The sequence below is a fragment of the Egibacteraceae bacterium genome (genome assembly GCA_040905805.1).
In the GTDB taxonomy this organism is placed as follows: Bacteria; Actinomycetota; Nitriliruptoria; order Euzebyales; family Egibacteraceae; genus DATLGH01.
This window is the reverse complement of sequence record JBBDQS010000077.1, coordinates 15,238-31,857: the sequence shown is the minus strand read 5'-3', so window position 1 is coordinate 31,857 and position 16,620 is coordinate 15,238. Positions and strand designations below refer to the sequence as shown.

Here is a 16,620-nt window from a genome sequence, read left to right as displayed (position 1 = left end):
CTAGCCCGTCACAGGCTCCGCCCCACCCAGACGTCCCTTCAGAAAATCTGCACCCTTTGACAACCATGGCGTTGGCCCGCTCGGCGCGTCGCAGCGGTCATCGGCAGCGAGTGCTACCAGCCGCGAGCCTGCCACTGGTCGAGGGACCCGCGCTCCGCCCCGAGGGTGGTGTCGTCACCGTGACCGGGGCGCCCATGACCGCCGGGGAACCGCGCGGTGCCGGTCAGCGGACAACTACCCCGCATCGAGGTAGCTCTCGAGCGCCTCGCGGGCGACCTGGCTGACGGTCTTGCCCTCGCGAGTCGCGCGGTCCTCCGCCCGCGCTCGCAGGTCGTCGGTCGTCCGGAAGGACACGCGTGGCGAGGCCGCCGCGCGCCCCGTGAGCGATGGTCGACCGCGGCGGACGTCGCCGAGGCGGCCGACGACCCGCGCAGGCACGTCGTCGCGTTCGAACTCGTCGGCGAGCTGCTCCACGTCCTGTTCGGTCAGCTCACGGCCAGAAGCCGTTCGAACGGGGTAGCGGACGTCGTCGCTCATCGTGGCTCCTCCTCGAACAGCGTGCGGTACCGCGGACGGGCGCGAGATGGTCCGTGTCGTTCTATTCTGTCTGACGAAAACCACGCTGACAACCCTCGGTTCTCGGGCCCTCACGAGCGTCCGTCGGCTCGTCCTACCACCCACGCTCGCGCCAGTCGGCCAGGTGCGGGCGTTCTGCGCCGAGGGTGGTGTCGTCGCCGTGGCCGGGGTACACCCAAGTGTGATCCGGGAGCCGGCCGAAGACTTGGGTTTCGAGCCCGTCCATGATCCGCTCGTGGTCCTGCGGAGTTGTTGTCCGCCCGGGGCCGCCGGGAAAGAGGGTGTCACCGGTGAACAGGTGGCACCGGCCGAGCAGGAGGCAGCTGCTCCCCGGCGTGTGGCCGGGGGTGTGGATGACGGCGACCTCGGCGGCGCCGAACCCGATGCGCTGCCCGTCGGCCAGGGCCCGTTCGGCCTCGCGGGGCACCAGGTCCTCGTCGGCGGGATGCAGGTAGACCGGGGCATCCGTGGCGGCGGCCACGGGACCGAGGGCCTGCCAGTGGTCACGATGGCCGTGGGTCGTGACGATCCCGACCAGCTCCAGGCCCGCGAGCTCGACGAGCAGACGGTCGGCATCGTTCGCGGCGTCGATCAGCAGCGCCTGGGACGAGGCCGTGTCCCGCAAGACGTAGGCGTTGTTGTCCATGGGACCCACCGAGAGCTTGCGCACCTCGACCCGGGCCCCGTCCATGTCGACGAAGCGGGCGGCCGCTGCGCCGCCGGGCTCGACGTGACCGGTGTAGTCGTCGTTCATGCGTGGAGCCTTTCCCTTCGCTCGCCGGTAGAATCCCCCAGGTGCGACCAGCCGGTCACTTCCTCGCACGGCGTTCACCCACCGACGCGGAGTCCTTACTGTCGTGCCCAGCCCCCCGAGCCGTGACACGCTGCAGGTCCGCGGCGCGCGCGAGCACAACCTGAAGGATGTCGACCTCGAGATCCCCAGGGATGCCCTGGTGGTCTTCACCGGCTTGTCGGGGTCTGGCAAGTCGAGCCTCGCCTTCGACACGATCTACGCCGAGGGTCAGCGGCGGTATGTCGAGTCCCTGTCCGCCTATGCGCGCCAGTTCCTCGGACAGATGGAGAAGCCCGACGTCGACTTCATCGAGGGTCTGTCTCCGGCGATCTCGATCGACCAGAAGTCGACCAGCCGCAACCCCCGCTCCACGGTCGGCACGACCACGGAGATCTACGACTACCTGCGTCTGCTCTATGCCCGCATCGGCGTTCCGCACTGCCCGGAGTGCGCCCAGCCCATCGAGCGGCAGACGGCAGAGCAGATCATCGACCAGGTCGAGCAGCTGGCGGAGGGCACCCGGTTCCAGGTCTTCGCCCCGGTCGTGCGGGGGCGTAAGGGCCACTACGAGAAGCTCCTGGCCGACCTCTCCGGACGGGGTTTCGCCCGCGCTCGCGTGACCAGCGGCCCCAACGAGCCGCACGTCATCGACCTCGCCGATCCTCCACCGCTGCCCCGATACGAGCAGCACACCATCGAGGTCGTCATCGACCGTTTGGTGGCCAAGCCCGGCATCCGCCGGCGCCTGGCTGACTCGATCGAGACGGCCCTCCGCCTCGCCGACGGCATCGCCGCGATCGAGGTCCTGCCCGCCCGCGACGACCCCGACCACCCAGCGGAGTACCTCACGTTCTCCGAGCACCTCGCCTGCGCGCGCTGCGGGCTCTCCTTCGACCAGCTGGCGCCCCGCAACTTCTCCTTCAACACCCCCTACGGCGCCTGCCAGACCTGCCATGGGCTCGGCACCCGTCTGGAGGTCGACCCGGAGCTGGTGATCGGCGACCAGGACCTCTCGCTGGAAGAGGGTGTCATCCTCCCGTGGGCGACGGGCAGCACGTCGACGTACTACGAGCAGCTGCTCCGGGCCGTCGCCGAGCACCTGGGGCTCGACCCGCGCACCCCGTGGCGCAAGATCAAGGCCGCGGACCGCCGCAAGCTGCTGCACGGACTCCCCGGCAAGGCCCGCGTGCACGTGCGGTACACCAACCGCTGGGGACGAAAGCGCCAGTACCAAGCGGTGTACGAGGGGGTGGTGTCGCAGCTGCTGCGCCGGCACGCCGAGACGGAGTCCGAGCACACCAAGGAGCGCATCGAGGCGTACATGCGCCAGGTGCCGTGCAGCGACTGCAAGGGGGCGCGCCTGCGCCCGCTCGTGCTCGCGGTCACGGTCGGCGGGAAGAACATCGCCGAGGCATGCGCCCAGTCCGTCGGTGACGCGCAGGAGTTCTTCGCGGCGCTCGAGCTCGGGGCCCGGGAGGCACTGATCGCCGAGGGCATCTTGAAGGAGGTGCGTGCCCGCCTGCAGTTCCTGCTCGACGTGGGGCTCGACTACCTCACGCTGGACCGGGCGGCAGGCACGCTCGCCGGCGGGGAGGCGCAGCGCATCCGGCTGGCGACGCAGATCGGGTCGGGCCTGGTCGGGTGCCTGTACGTGCTCGACGAGCCCTCGATCGGGCTCCACCAGCGTGACAACGAGCGCCTGATCGAGACTCTCATCCGCCTGCGCGACCTGGGCAACACCGTGATCGTGGTCGAGCACGACCGGGCGACCATCGAGGCGGCCGACCACCTCGTCGACATCGGTCCGGGAGCGGGGGAGCACGGCGGCGAGATCGTGCACTCCGGTGGCCTGGCGGGGCTCAAGCGCAACAAGCGGTCCCACACGGGCGCGTACCTGTCGGGTCGCCGCGAGATCGCGGTGCCCGCCGAACGGCGGGCGACCACCCCCGGTCGTGAGCTCGTCGTGCGCGGGGCGCAGGAGCACAACCTGCGGGGGCTCGACGTGCGGTTTCCCCTGGGCACGTTCACGGCCGTGACCGGGGTCTCGGGCTCGGGCAAGTCCACGCTCGTCAACGACATCCTCCACCGGGGCCTGCTGCGTCACGTCTACGCCAGCAAGGTCGTGCCGGGACGGCACCGGCGCATCGACGGTCTCGCGCAGGTGGACAAGGTGGTCGGCATCGACCAGTCACCCATCGGGCGCACCCCGCGGTCGAACCCCGCCACCTACACCGGGGTGTTCGACCACATCCGCAAGCTCTTCGCCTCCACCCAGGAGGCCAAGGTCCGCGGGTACCAGCCGGGGCGGTTCAGCTTCAACGTCAAGGGCGGCCGCTGCGAGTCCTGCGCAGGGGAGGGGACTCTCAAGATCGACATGCAGTTCCTTCCCGACATCTACGTGCCCTGCGAGGTCTGCAAGGGCGCCCGCTACAACCGCGAGACCCTGGAGGTCCACTACAAGGGCAAGTCCATCAGCGAGGTGCTGGACATGTCCGTGGAACAGGCCGTCGCGTTCTTCGCGAACATCCCGGCGATCACCCGCCACATGGAGACGTTGAACGATGTCGGGCTCGGCTACGTCCGCCTCGGTCAGCCGGCGACGACGCTCTCGGGCGGGGAGGCGCAACGGGTCAAGCTGGCCAGCGAGCTGCGCAAGCGCGCGACGGGGCAGACCGTCTACATCCTGGACGAACCCACCACCGGGCTGCACTTCGACGACGTCAACAAGCTCCTGGTCGTCCTGCACCGCCTGGTCGACAAGGGCAACACGGTGATCGTCATCGAGCACGACCTGGACGTGGTGAAGACCGCCGACTGGATCATCGACCTCGGCCCCGAAGGCGGGTCCGGAGGCGGGGCGGTGGTCGCCGAGGGCATGCCCGAAGACGTCGCCAGGGTCGGCCAGAGCTACACCGGCAAGTTCCTCACCAGCTTGCTCTGATGCCATGATTCGCCGGAGCTTGCGCAGGCGATTCTCTGCTGTGCCGGGTGTGGCGGTCGCGCAGCGACCGTCGAGGGTGCTGACCGCCGACCGGATGCGGCGCCCGTCAGCCCTGTGTGCTGATCAGCTTGTAGAACGTCAGGATCACGACGGCGCCGGCGAGCGCACCCACCCACGCGAGGAGGTCGAAGAACTGCACGGTCGGATCCATCCCGACGATGAGGGCCACGAAGACGCCGCCGGCGAGCCCGCCGAAGAGGCCGATCACGGCGGTGAACAGCACACCGCCAGGATCGTCATGGGGCATCAAGGCCCGCATGAACACACCGACGACGACCCCGATCAGAGCGAATGCCGCAATCCCCATCCCGACCAACCCTTCATGCCGCACGCGAGTGTTCGCCGCATCATCGGGGTTTCGGCGCTCCACTGCAATCACCAGTTCCGGACGGCTGCCGCAAGCCCTTCGGGTGCCGGCCGGAGTGGGTGCGACAATGGGTGTCGCCATGACCACGACCAACCCTGCGCTGACGTTCCGACCGGACCCCGGCACGATCCCGACGGAGCCGGGGTGCTACCTGTGGCGGGACGCCCGCGGGCGGGTGCTCTACGTCGGGAAGGCCAAGAGCCTGCGTGCTCGGCTGGCCAGCTACTTCGGTGCGTGGGGGGCGATCCCGCAGCGCACCCGGGCGATGCTCGAAGCGGCCGCCGGCGTGGAGTGGATCGTCGCCGCGAACGAGGTCGAGGCCCTGCACCTGGAGTACAACCTCATCAAGCGGCACCTGCCGCGCTACAACGTCCGCTACACCGACGACAAGAGCTACCCCTACCTGGCCGTCACCGTGCAGGACGACGTCCCCAGGGCGATGGTGCGCCGCAACCCCCGCAAGGACGGCACCCGCTATTTCGGGCCCTACGCCCACGCCTACGCGATCCGTGAGGCGTTGGACCTCCTGCTGCGGGTCTTCCCGGTCCGCACGTGCTCACAGGGCGTGTTCGACCGCTGCCGTCGCACCGGACGCCCGTGCCTGCTGCACCACATCGGGCGCTGCGCCGCCCCTTGCGTCGGCAAGGTCAGCGAGGACGAGCACCGCGACCTCGTCGACGAGCTCATCGCCTTCCTGGAGGGCGACACCGGCGAGACCCTCGAAGGCCTCGAGGCGCGCATGACCGCCGAGGCCGAGAAGCTGAACTTCGAGGCCGCAGCGCGCATCCGCGACCAGCTCACCGCGGTTCGCCGGGCGCTGGAGAAGCACATGATGGTCACCGCCCGGCCGGAGAGCTTCGACGCCGTCCACTACCACGACGACGACCTCGAGGCGGCGTTCCAGGCGTTCTTCGTCCGCAAGGGACGGGTCGTCGGACGCAAGGGCTGGACTGTGGACAAGGTCGAGGACCTCGACGCCGGTGAGCTGGTCGGGCGCTTTCTCCTGGAGCTGGCGATGGAGCGCGACGAGGACGTGCCCCGCGAGGTGCTCGTCCCGGTCCCCCCCGCGGACCAGGCGACGTTGGAGGAGCTGCTCAGCGAGCTCCGCGGCGGCCCCTGCGCCATCCGGGTCCCGGTCCGCGGGGAGAAGCGGGCCTTCCTCGACACCGTTCGGGACAACGCCGTCGAGGCCTTCCACCAGCACAAGCTCAAGCGGGCGAAGGACTTCACGGCTCGCAGCCAGGCGCTGCACGAGCTGCAGGACGCTTTGGGGCTCGCCGAAGCCCCCCTGCGCATCGAGTGCTACGACATCTCGACCTTGCAGGGCACCAACTCGGTGGCGTCCATGGTGGTCATGGAGGACGGCCTGCCGCGCAAGTCCGACTACCGACGGTTCAAGATCCGTGGCGTCGAGGGACAGGACGACTTTGCGATGATGCGAGAGGTGATCACCCGGCGTTTTCGCAACTACCTCGAGGAGGCGGCCAGGCCCGTGTCCGAACGCGGCCGCTTCGCCTACCCGCCCAACCTCGTGGTGATCGACGGTGGCAAGGGCCAGCTCTCGGCTGCGGTGAACGCGTTGGACGAGCTCGGGGTGGAAGGCGTCGACGTCTGCTCCCTGGCGAAGCGGATGGAGGAGATCTTCCTGCCGAGCCGATCGGAACCGGTCGTCCTGCCGCGCTCAAGCGAGGCCCTGTACCTGGTCCAGCGCATCCGCGACGAGGCGCATCGCTTCGCGGTGGCCTATCACCGCAGCGTGCGCGGCAAGGAGATGACCGCGTCGGCGTTCGACGACATCCCCGGGATCGGGCCGGCCCGCCGCCGCGCGCTGCTCGGCCACTTCGGCTCCCTCAGGCGGGTTCGGGAAGCCAGCCTCGACGAGCTCGCGCAGGTGGAGGGCATCTCCGAGACCCTGGCGAGCGTCATCCACGCGCATCTGTCGCGGGGCGGGGACCGGGCCCACGCATGAGCGCTCCCATGCCGCCACGGCCGACCGACCGCCGACGCACGGGGCCCCGCCTCGCGATCATCACCGGGCTGTCCGGGGCCGGGCGCACGACCGCTGCCAAGGTGCTGGAGGACATCGGCTACTTCGTGATCGACAACCTGCCGCCGTCGCTGATCGGGCGCGTCGTGGACCTCGCCACCGCGCCGGGGTCGTCCGTCGACCAGGTGGCGCTGGTCGTCGACGTGCGGGGGCGGCAGTTCTTCGGTGACCTGCGGGATGCGCTCGCGGGGTTGCGCGAACGGGAGCTGGCGCCTCGGGTGCTCTTCCTCGAGGCCAGCGAAGACGCGCTGGTCCAGCGCTACGAGGCCGCGCGCCGCGCGCATCCCCTGTCGGGCCAGGACCGCATCGGTGACGGCATCGCCCGGGAGCGCGAGCTGCTCGCCGACCTGCGTGCGGAAGCGGACCTGGTGATCGACACCACCGAGACCAACGTGCACGAGCTCCGTGATCGATTGGTCGATGCCTTCGGCACGGGTGTCGAGGACCAGCTCGTGGCCAACGTCGTCACGTTCGGCTTCAAGAACGGCACCCCGCGGGACGCCGACATCCTCATGGACGTGCGCTTCCTGCCGAACCCGCACTGGCGGGAGGAGCTGCGGGGGTACAACGGACTGGACGACCCGGTTCGGGCGTTCGTCATGGGACAGCCCGAGACGGCCGAGTTCCTGGAGCGGCTCTTCGCCCTGTTCGACGTGATGGTCCCCGCGTTCGTGAAGGAGGGCAAGCACTACCTGACCGTCGGTATGGGCTGCACCGGCGGCAAGCACCGGTCGGTGGTCCTCGGCGAGGAGCTGGCCGCGCACATCCGCTCGCTCGGCGTGGCCGTCCGGGTCGAGCACCGGGATCGGCTCAAGGAATGACCCGATCGGCTCCCCGTCCGGCCGCCCGCGTCGTCGCCATCGGGGGCGGCCACGGACTCGCCGGCGCCCTGCGGGCCCTGCGACAGCTGGACGTGGAGCCCACCGCGGTCGTGACCGCTGCGGACGACGGGGGGTCGAGCGGTCGCCTGCGTCGGGAGCTCGACATCATCGCCCCCGGCGACCTGCGGATGGCCCTGCTGACCCTCGCGCGCAACCGTGCGCTCTCCGCGGCGCTCGGGCACCGGTTCACCCGTGGGCAGCTCCAGGGCCACGCACTGGGGAACCTGCTCCTGGTGGCCCTGGCGGAGCAGGCCGACGGCGACTTCGTCCGGGCCCTCGATGGCGCCGCGGCGCTGCTGGACTGCGCCGGTCGGGTGCTGCCAAGCACCACGAGCGCCGTGGAGCTCAAGGCGCGCGTCGACGGTCGCCAGATCGAGGGACAGGTCCGGGTCGCGGCGGCAGAGGGCCGCATCGAGCGCGTCTGGCTGGACCCGGACGACCCCAGTGTGACCCCCGACGCGGCCGAGGCCGTCCGCTCCGCCGACCTCGTGGTGATCGGGCCCGGCAGCCTGTTCACCAGCGTGATCGCGACCCTGCTGGTGCCGGGTCTGGCCGAGGCGCTCGAGGCGTGCCGGGGCCACGTGGTGTACGTGGCGAACATCCTGACCCAGCCGGGTGAGACCACCGGCCTGTCCGCCCAGGCCCACGTCGACGCGCTGGTCGCCCACGTGCCCGGCCTCGTCCTCGATGCCGTGGTCCTGCACGCCGGTCCGGCGGGTGCAGGCGGCGGGCAGCCGCTGGGGGTGGAGCTGCGCAGCCCGAGCGTCCGCGCCGTCATCTGTGCCGATGTGGTCATGCGCGGTGCGGACGGTCGGGCGGGGACCACCCACGACCCGTCCCTGCTGGCCCGCGCCCTGGCGCCGGTGGCCCACCGGGCCGCGCTGCGCACGTGACCTTCACCCGACAGGTCCGCGAGGAGCTCGCCCGTGGCGAGCGCGGTAGCGAGCCCGAGCGGCTGGCCGAGGCCTCCGCGATGCTGCGATTCGGCGGAGCGTTGCACATCCGGGGCCAGTCCGGCGTGGGGTACCTGGTCGAGACCGATGTGGGGGCCGTCGGGCGCCGCCTGCGCGCGACGCTGACCGAGGTGCTGGCGGTGACGCCGGACCTGGAGGTGCACCGGCCGACAGGGCTGCGCGGCGTCACCGTCGTGCGGCTGCGCCTGGACGCCCCGCCCCCTGCGTCACTGGGGATCCTGGACGAGGACGGGCTGCCGGTCGGGGGCATCGCGTCGCGCCTGACCGGGTCGCGCGACGGCATGGCCGCCTACGTGCGGGGTGCGCTGATGGTCGCGGGGAGCCTCTCCGCTCCTCGGCGTGCCGCCCATGTCGAGGTGCGCGCACCCGGCGAGGCCGCGGCCCGGGGACTCGCCGGGCTGATGGCCCGTCTCGGCGTCGCGGGGGTCAGGGCCTGCGAGCACGACGGGTGGCGCGTCACCGCCAAGTCCGGGGCCGCGATCGGTGCGTTGCTCGCACGCCTCGGTGCACATACCGCGTTCTTGCAGTGGGACGGAGAGCGGCTGCGCCGGGAGCTGCGCGGCGACGCCAACCGTGCCGCGAACGCCGACCGGGCCAACGTGTCCCGCGCCGTGGTGGCCTCGTCGCGCCAGTCCGCCTCGATCGAGCGGGTCATGCGCAGCCCGCGGTGGGCAGACCTGCCGGAGGAGGTGCGGGCGGTCGCTCTCACGCGCCTCGCGAGCCCGGAGGCCAGCCTTGCAGACCTCGGTGCCCTCCTCGACCCTCCGGTGGGCAAGTCGACCGTCCACCGCCGCCTGGCTGCGCTGGTTGCCGTTGCCGAGGAATTGGAGGTGGCGCCAGGTTCGGTAGAGTGACCGGCCGACACCGGGGCGTCACAAGCTCGGCGTGACCCGCTCGACAGAGACAGATAAGGACACCGCACATGGCCATCCGCGTGGGTATCAACGGATTCGGACGTATCGGGCGCAACTTCCTGCGCGCGGCGAAGGAACGACCGACGGACGTGGAGATCGTCGCCGTCAACGATCTCGCCGACCCCGGGACGCTGGCCCATCTCCTGCGCTACGACAGCGTGCACGGGCGGTTCGCCGGGACGGTGGAGGTGGGCGACGATCGCATCGTCGTCGACGGCCGCGAGATCACCGTCACCTCGGAGCGCGACCCCGGAGCCCTGCCCTGGAAGGACTTCGGCGTCGACGTCGTCATCGAGTCCACGGGGCTGTTCACCGGACGGGACAAGGCGGCCAAGCACCTGGAGGCGGGTGCCCGCAAGGTCATCATCTCGGCGCCGGCCAAGGAGGAGGACGTCACCGTGGTGATGGGCGTGAACGAGGGGGACTACGACCCCAGCGCCCACCACATCATCTCCAACGCCAGCTGCACCACGAACTGCATCGTGCCCCTGGCGAAGGTCCTCGATGACAACTTCGGCGGCATCCAGCAGGGCTTCATGACCACGGTGCACGCCTACACCAACGACCAGGGGTCGCACGACCAGCCGCACAAGGACCTGCGGCGGGCCCGCGCCGCCGCCCTGTCGATCATCCCGACCACCACAGGGGCGGCCAAGGCCGCGGCCCTGTCCCTGCCCCAGCTGAAGGGGCGCCTGGACGGCATGGCCCTGCGGGTGCCGGTGCCGGACGGCTCGCTCACCGACCTGGTGGCGGTGCTGGGGCGCGAGGTGACCGTGGACGAGGTCAACGAGGCCTTCCGGGCGGCGGCTGAGGGCCCGATGGCGGGCATCCTGGAGTTCACCACGGATCCGATCGTGTCGACCGACATCGTCGGCAACCCGCACAGCTGCATCGTGGACGGCCTGTCCACCATGGCCAACGGATCGATGGTCAAAACCCTCGGCTGGTACGACAACGAGTGGGGCTACGCCTGCAGACTGCTCGATGTCACCGCGTACGTGGGCGAGCGGCTGTAGGACTGTGGGCGACATCACCGCCATACCGGGTCTCGACACGTTGGAGCCGGCGGGGCAACGGGTCCTCGTGCGGTCCGACCTGAACGTGCCCCTGCACGATGGGCAGGTCACCGACGACCTGCGCATCGAGGAGTCCCTCCCCACCATCCGCCACCTGCGGGACAAGGGCGCCCGTGTCATCGTCATGAGCCATCTCGGGCGCCCTGGCGGACAGGTCGACGACGCGTTGCGACTCACCCGGGTGGCCGATCGCATGGCCGACCTGCTCGCGACACCCGTTGCCGCGGCCCGCGACGTGGTCGGCCCCGATGCCCGCGCTCGTGTGGAAGCCCTGGACGACGGGCAGGTCCTGCTGCTCGAGAACCTGCGCTTCGAGTCCGGCGAAGAGGCGAACGAGCCCCAGTTTGCGGATGCCCTCGCCGCACTGGGCGACTGCTACGTCAACGACGCGTTCGGGGCTGCGCACCGGGCGCACGCGAGCATCGTGGGCGTCCCGCCCCTGGTGGGCCGGGCGGTGGCCGGTGACCTGCTGTCCCGCGAGGTCGGCACGCTCGCACGCCTGCTCGACAACCCGCCGCGGCCGTTCACCGCCGTGATCGGCGGCGCCAAGGTCTCCGACAAGCTCGGCGTGCTGGACAACCTGCTGACCCGGGTCGACCGGCTGCTCGTGGGCGGTGCCATGTGCTTCACCTTCCTGCAGGCCAAGGGATACGCGATCGGCGCCAGCCGCGTCGAGGCCGACCGCCTCGACGACGTCACCGGGCTGCTCACGCGCGCCGCCGACACCGGCGTGGAGGTGCTGCTGCCCGTGGACATCATCGCGGCGGAGACCTTCGCCGCCGATGCCGCGCACCAGCGGGTCTCCGCCGACGGCATCCCCGAGGGCTGGATGGGGCTGGACATCGGCCCGGACAGCATCTCGCGCTTCGCTGCGGCCATCGCCGACGCCGAGACCGTCCTCTGGAACGGGCCGATGGGCGTCTTCGAGTGGGAGCCATTCGCGGCCGGGACCGAGGGCGTGGCCCGCGCCGTCGCAGCCTGCCCCGGTTTCACCGTGGTCGGCGGCGGTGACAGCGCGGCAGCCCTGCGCAAGCTCGGGCTGGCCGAGCAGGTCTCCCACCTGTCGACCGGGGGTGGTGCCTCGTTGGAGTTCCTCGAGGGCATCGACCTGCCCGGTGTCGCCGCGTTGCGCCAAGGGAGTGCCGGATGAGCCGCCGACCGATCCTCGCGGGCAACTGGAAGATGAACCTCGACCACCTCGAGGCCATCGCGCTGGTCCAGCAGTTCGTCTACCACCTCGAGGCCGGCGACTACGCCGCCAACGAGATCGTCGTGATCCCGCCCTTCACCGCGCTGCGCAGCCTGCAGACACTGATCGAGGGCGACAAGCTGCCGTTGGGACTCGGGGCGCAGAACTGCCACTGGGAGACCGACGGGGCGTTCACCGGTGAGGTGAGTCCCCCCATGCTCGCCCGTCTCAAGTGCCGGTACGTGATCTGCGGCCACTCCGAGCGGCGCACCCTCTTCGGCGAGACCAACGACGTGGTCAACCGCAAGCTGCGGGCCGTCCTGGCGCACGACATGACGCCGATCCTCTGCGTGGGGGAGAGCCTCGAGCAGCGCGAGAGCGGCGAGGCGGAGACGGTCGTGGTCGGGCAGGTCAAGGCGTGCCTGCAGGGGGTGACCGACGAGCAGGTGGGCGCGATGGTCCTGGCCTACGAGCCGATCTGGGCCATCGGGACCGGGCGGATCGCGACCCCCGATGATGCGCAGGAGATGTGCGCCGTCCTGCGGAGCACGGTCGCCGACGTCGCGGGCGCGGATGCCGCGGCAACCGTCAGGATCCAGTACGGCGGGTCCGTGAAACCCGGCAACGTGGGTGCGCTGATGGCTTGCGAGGACATCGACGGCGCACTGGTCGGCGGGGCGAGCACCGACGCCGAGGACTTCGCGGTCATCTGCCGCCACCACCGGCTCTAGCTCGAGCTTCCGGAGAGACTGGGCACGCCGGCCGCCGCCCACTAGGATGGTCGGTGGCCGAGGACCACGAGTGACGACACCAGATACGAGGCGCACCATGGGCATGCGAAGAGGCCAGCTCGACGGGCTGCTGGGACCGCTGGAGACCGCGGTCATGGAGACGGTCTGGCGCCTCGGGGAGACCACGGTACGAGACGTCCACGCCGAGCTCGAGAAGGAGCGCGACATCGCCTACACCACGGTGATGACCACGATGGCCAGGCTGGCCTCGAAGGGTCTGCTGGATCGCGACACGTCTGGGCTGGCGCATCGCTATCTGCCGAGCCTGTCGCGCGAGGAGTACGCCCGCTCCACCGTGACCTCCGTCGTCGACTGGCTGGTGGACTCCTTCCCCGAGCCGGCCATGAGCTACTTCGTCAAGGTCATCGACGACGACACGGATGCCCCTGCGCTGGAAGGGCTGCGGGACCGCATCAACCGGCTGCGTGAACAGGAGGGATAGTGCCGCCGGTACCGTCGGCGGACGGCCAGGGAGGGTTTCTCCTCTCGCTGGTCACTGAGTCCTTCGCGGTCCGCGCCCTGCTCGGCTCGCTCGCCGCCCTCGCGCTGGCGGCGCTGATGGTGCGCTGCGGCGTCGTGCGCAGCAGCCGCGCCCGCCGGCTGCTGATCCTGGCACCCGTCCTGACGGCAGCCCTGGCCGGTCTCGCCTCCCTCCGCGACGCCGAGACCTATCTGCCCCAGCTGTGGGTCACGACCGCGGCGGCCACGGGGGGAGCGGCAGGGCAGTTCCTCGACCTCCTGGGCGACCTGCGGGTCATGTCCCATCACCGGCAGATGGACCTGCTCGTGGGCGCCTACGTCCTGGTCGTCGGCGCGCTCCTGCTACGCCGGGTCGCCGGGATGGTAGCCGTGCGCAGCCTCCTGCGGCGGGCACGCCCGCCGGTCGGCCACGGTTCGCTGGTCGCGTTGGCCCACGACTTCGCCGCGCGCATGGACGTCCGCGTCCCGCGGCTCGTGTTCCTCGACGCGTGTCCGGGGGGCGCGCTCACCGTGGGTTGTCGCCGACCCGTCGTGGCGATCGACCCGGCCCTCCTGCAGACCCTGGATGCGGCGGAGATCGAAGGCTTGATCGCCCACGAGCTGGCGCACATCCGCCGTCGAGACGCGCCGCTGGGGTTGGTCGTGGGCGTCTTCCGCGACCTCACCTTCTTCCTGCCGCCGCTCCACCTGGCCGGCGGGTGGCTGCGCCGGGAGCAGGAGGAGAGTGCCGACGAGCTGGCGAGCACCCATACGGGGCGCCCAGCGGCGCTCGCCTCCGGCATCCTCAAGGTCTGGGACTGCTCCCGAGCCGTGCGCGGGCCGCAGGTCACCTGCGCGGCGGTGGCCGGACGCAGGATCGCGCTCGCCGGGGCCGGGGAGGGCGGCGCCGCGGACCCGCCGCTCCGAGGCGCAGCCAAGGTCATCAGCCTCCGGGTCGAACGCCTGATCGCGCGCACACCGGCGATCCCGATGTGGCGGCGCCGCGCCGAGACCGTGCTCGCCGCAGCGGTGCTGGCGGCTGCCACGACCGCGTCGCTGGCCGTCCCCGGCTGGCTCGCCGCCCAGCACAACGCGGACATGCTGGCGTTCGCCTACCTGACCGCGCAGCCGGCGACCGCTGTGGAGTCGCCCGCCTTCGCCACCTTCCGGCAGCTTGCACCGCCCGCCGCGCCTCCAGCGCAGGACTCGACCACCGCTGCTGCGGCGTCGGCGGGCCTCGAACCCTTGGCCACGACCGCAGCGGAACGGGGTCAGTGTCCCTGCGTGGAGGGTCAGGCCCAGCTGCGCCAGGCCACGCCCACGACCAGCGCACCCGCACCGGGGCACATGCTGTGGCGCAGTGGCGAGCAACGCTCATGGGAGCTCGACCCGCTCCAGCGGGAGGGCCGCGTGCGGGCGGCGCGTCCACTCTTCACCCTCTCCGACTCCGGGCCGCAGGTCGGCTTCTTCCTGGTCGGGGGCACGTCCTAGCTGCCCGCCCGCACCCCCCGCCAGCCGGGCGTCTTCGCGTCACCCGATGACCGCCCGTCGCTGGTACGCTGGGGCTGCGCGCGACCGGCGCGCATTCGTCCATGCCCGGGAGCTCCGTCGTGTTGACCGGCACCGTGATCGTCGTGCACGTGATCGTCTCGCTCATGCTCATCCTGTTCATCCTGCTGAAGTCCGGGCGCGGGGGCGGCCTGTCGGACATGTTCGGTGGGGGAGCGATGAGCGGGGCGACTGGCTCCACCGTGGTCGAGAAGAACCTCGACCGGTTGACGGTGGTGACCGGAGTCGTGTTCGCCGTCACCACGATCGTGCTTGCTCTGCGGATGGCTTAACTCGGAGACCCGTTGCCGCGACGTCTGGCGATCTCGGTTCTCCTGCTGATCCTCGCGGGAGCCGCCTGCCGCCCGGCCACCCCACCGGCAGCGCCGCAGTCGGCCCCGCCGCCGGCACCCGCCCCGGAGGCGACGGACGGCGAGCGACCTGCTGACGGCGGGACGGTGCGCTACGCCATCAGGGAGCCGTCAGCGATCGTCCCGGTCGAGGCGGTCGGCTCTGCCGCATTGACCGTGGTGGATACGCTCTTCGACTCCCTGACCTCCTGGGGGACACCCCCCGGGTCGGCGGCTGGCTCCGGCGCCGACCTGCAGGCGCGCCCGTCCGCGGCGCGCAGCTGGGCGTCGGACGACGACGCCACGACATGGACCTTCCGGCTGCGGCCCGGGGTGACCTTCCACGATGGCGAGACGCCCGTCACGGCCGCCGACTTCGTGTTCGCCTGGACGCTCGCGGTGGAGCTCGACCTGGTCGGCTACCACTTGCGTGACGTCGAGGGCTACGAGGCACTGCGCCAGGGCCAGAGCGACCGGTTGGCCGGGGTGACGGCGTTGGACGAGCACACGCTCGAGATCCGGCTTGCGCGCCCCAATGCCGACTTCCCCATGATCGCCGGACACCCGGCGCTCGGTCCGCTCCCGCGGACGGTGTGGGAGGCGGACCCGGACGGCTTTCGGGCGCATCCGGTCGGCAACGGCCCGTTCGCGGCGTCGGAGCCGTGGGCGCAGGGGGCCTTCGTCCGCGTGGCGCCCTTCGACGGGTGGCGCAACCGGGTCACGGCGCCGTCCGTGACCGAGGTGGTCTTCCAGAGCATGGATCCCGACACGGCGTACCTCGCGTTCCAGCAGGGCAGGCTCGACTTCACCGAGCTGCCGCCGGGGGCCTTGGACGACGCGATAGCGGAGTTCGGTGAATCGCCGGATGGCTACACCGGGCCGGGGGTGCTCCGCGGTGACCGCCCCGTGCTGTACTACCTCGGCTTCGACCTGACCCAGCCGCCGTTCGACGACGTCGAGGTGCGCCGGGCCATCAGACAGGCGATCGACCGTGCGGCGATCGTCGAGGCGGTCCCGGACGGCAACGTCCGGGTCGCGCGTGGCATGGTGCCGCCGGTCCTCCCGGGCGCTCGCGCCCGCCCGTGCCCGTCATGCCGGCACGATCCGGCCGCGGCGCGGGAGACCTTCGCCGAACGCGACATCACGCGGCTGGTCCTGTGGTTCAACCGCAGCGGCGGCCACGAGCGCATCGCCCGCCGGCTGCGGCGAGACCTGCAGGCGGTCGGCGTGCGGCTGGAGCTGCGCACCGAGGAGTTCCCGGCCTACCTGACCGCGTTGGAGGCGGGCGACGCCGGGTTCTTCCGCTTCGGCTGGGCGGTGGACTACCCTTCGATGGGCAACGCCCTGTTCCCGATCCTGCATTCGTCCGCGCGGGGCCCCGGTGAGAGCGCCCACAACTACGGGGGCTACGCGGCAACCGACGTCGACGAGCTGCTGGACGCGGCACGGGCGACGCTCGACACCGACGAGCGGCACGCGCAGTTCGCGGAAGCCGCCGACGTGGCCCTGAACCGCGACCAGGTCGCCGTCCCGCTGTTCACCTACCGGCACGCCGCGGTGGTGAGCGAACGGCTCGAGGGCTTCGTCTACAACGCGATGGGCTACGCCGATCTGGTCCCCGTGCGCATCGCCGAGACCGGCGACTGAGGGCGGT

At 71.2% G+C, this 16,620-nt stretch carries 15 protein-coding genes; 12 read left to right on the top strand and 3 right to left on the bottom strand.

The window, feature by feature from the left end; genetic code table 11:
- Nucleotides 1-234: 234 nt before the first annotated feature.
- Both WD250_08535 and WD250_08530 read right to left on the bottom strand, forming a co-directional pair.
- Nucleotides 235-537: a hypothetical protein gene (locus tag WD250_08535; GenBank protein ID MEX2620253.1), complete on the bottom strand. Its 303-nt coding sequence runs from the start codon at nt 535-537 to the stop codon at nt 235-237.
- 133 nt (nt 538-670) lie between these two features.
- Nucleotides 671-1,330 carry an MBL fold metallo-hydrolase gene (locus tag WD250_08530; protein ID MEX2620252.1) on the bottom strand — a complete coding sequence of 220 codons (660 nt, stop codon included), beginning with the start codon at nt 1,328-1,330 and terminating at the stop codon, nt 671-673.
- Nucleotides 1,331-1,433: 103 nt separating this feature from the next.
- On the opposite strand from WD250_08530, the gene uvrA reads away from it, so the two are divergent.
- Complete coding sequence (gene uvrA / locus WD250_08525; GenBank protein MEX2620251.1) at nt 1,434-4,310, top strand: excinuclease ABC subunit UvrA; 2,877 nt, start codon at nt 1,434-1,436, stop codon at nt 4,308-4,310.
- A 106-nt stretch (nt 4,311-4,416) separates the two neighbouring features.
- Here the strand turns inward: uvrA and WD250_08520 are convergent, their stop codons facing one another.
- The gene (locus tag WD250_08520; GenBank protein ID MEX2620250.1) at nt 4,417-4,824 is read right to left on the bottom strand and encodes a hypothetical protein; all 408 of its coding nucleotides are present in this window, start codon (nt 4,822-4,824) and stop codon (nt 4,417-4,419) included.
- On the opposite strand from WD250_08520, the gene uvrC reads away from it, so the two are divergent.
- The 11 genes from uvrC to WD250_08465 all read left to right on the top strand — a co-directional run bounded on the left by uvrC (nt 4,817) and on the right by WD250_08465 (nt 16,613).
- Nucleotides 4,817-6,706, top strand: coding sequence for an excinuclease ABC subunit UvrC (uvrC, locus tag WD250_08515; GenBank protein ID MEX2620249.1), 1,890 nt, complete (start codon nt 4,817-4,819; stop codon nt 6,704-6,706). The genes WD250_08520 and uvrC overlap by 8 nt on opposite strands.
- A gap of 8 nt (nt 6,707-6,714) precedes the next feature.
- Nucleotides 6,715-7,605 (top strand): RNase adapter RapZ, encoded by an 891-nt coding sequence (gene rapZ / locus WD250_08510; protein MEX2620248.1) that lies wholly within the window; start codon nt 6,715-6,717, stop codon nt 7,603-7,605.
- Complete coding sequence (locus WD250_08505; protein MEX2620247.1) at nt 7,602-8,558, top strand: gluconeogenesis factor YvcK family protein; 957 nt, start codon at nt 7,602-7,604, stop codon at nt 8,556-8,558. Before rapZ ends, WD250_08505 begins: the two co-directional genes overlap by 4 nt.
- Nucleotides 8,555-9,493 carry a DNA-binding protein WhiA gene (gene whiA / locus WD250_08500; protein ID MEX2620246.1) on the top strand — a complete coding sequence of 313 codons (939 nt, stop codon included), beginning with the start codon at nt 8,555-8,557 and terminating at the stop codon, nt 9,491-9,493. Before WD250_08505 ends, whiA begins: the two co-directional genes overlap by 4 nt.
- Before the next feature lie 68 nt (nt 9,494-9,561).
- Nucleotides 9,562-10,569, top strand: a complete 1,008-nt coding sequence (gene gap / locus WD250_08495) for a type I glyceraldehyde-3-phosphate dehydrogenase (GenBank protein MEX2620245.1) — start codon at nt 9,562-9,564, stop codon at nt 10,567-10,569.
- 4 nt (nt 10,570-10,573) lie between these two features.
- The gene (locus tag WD250_08490; protein MEX2620244.1) at nt 10,574-11,779 is read left to right on the top strand and encodes a phosphoglycerate kinase; all 1,206 of its coding nucleotides are present in this window, start codon (nt 10,574-10,576) and stop codon (nt 11,777-11,779) included.
- A complete protein-coding gene (tpiA, locus tag WD250_08485; GenBank protein ID MEX2620243.1) occupies nt 11,776-12,549 on the top strand; it encodes a triose-phosphate isomerase in 774 nt (257 codons plus the stop codon). The genes WD250_08490 and tpiA overlap by 4 nt, the downstream gene beginning before the upstream one ends.
- A gap of 97 nt (nt 12,550-12,646) precedes the next feature.
- Nucleotides 12,647-13,051, top strand: a complete 405-nt coding sequence (locus tag WD250_08480) for a BlaI/MecI/CopY family transcriptional regulator (GenBank protein MEX2620242.1) — start codon at nt 12,647-12,649, stop codon at nt 13,049-13,051.
- Nucleotides 13,051-14,559 carry a M56 family metallopeptidase gene (locus tag WD250_08475; GenBank protein MEX2620241.1) on the top strand — a complete coding sequence of 503 codons (1,509 nt, stop codon included), beginning with the start codon at nt 13,051-13,053 and terminating at the stop codon, nt 14,557-14,559. The genes WD250_08480 and WD250_08475 overlap by 1 nt, the downstream gene beginning before the upstream one ends.
- A 101-nt stretch (nt 14,560-14,660) precedes the next feature.
- A complete protein-coding gene (gene secG, locus WD250_08470) occupies nt 14,661-14,909 on the top strand; it encodes a preprotein translocase subunit SecG (GenBank protein MEX2620240.1) in 249 nt (82 codons plus the stop codon).
- 12 nt (nt 14,910-14,921) lie between these two features.
- Entirely contained in the window at nt 14,922-16,613 is a 1,692-nt protein-coding gene (locus WD250_08465; GenBank protein MEX2620239.1) for an ABC transporter substrate-binding protein, read from the top strand.
- The last annotated feature ends 7 nt before the right edge of the window (nt 16,614-16,620 follow it).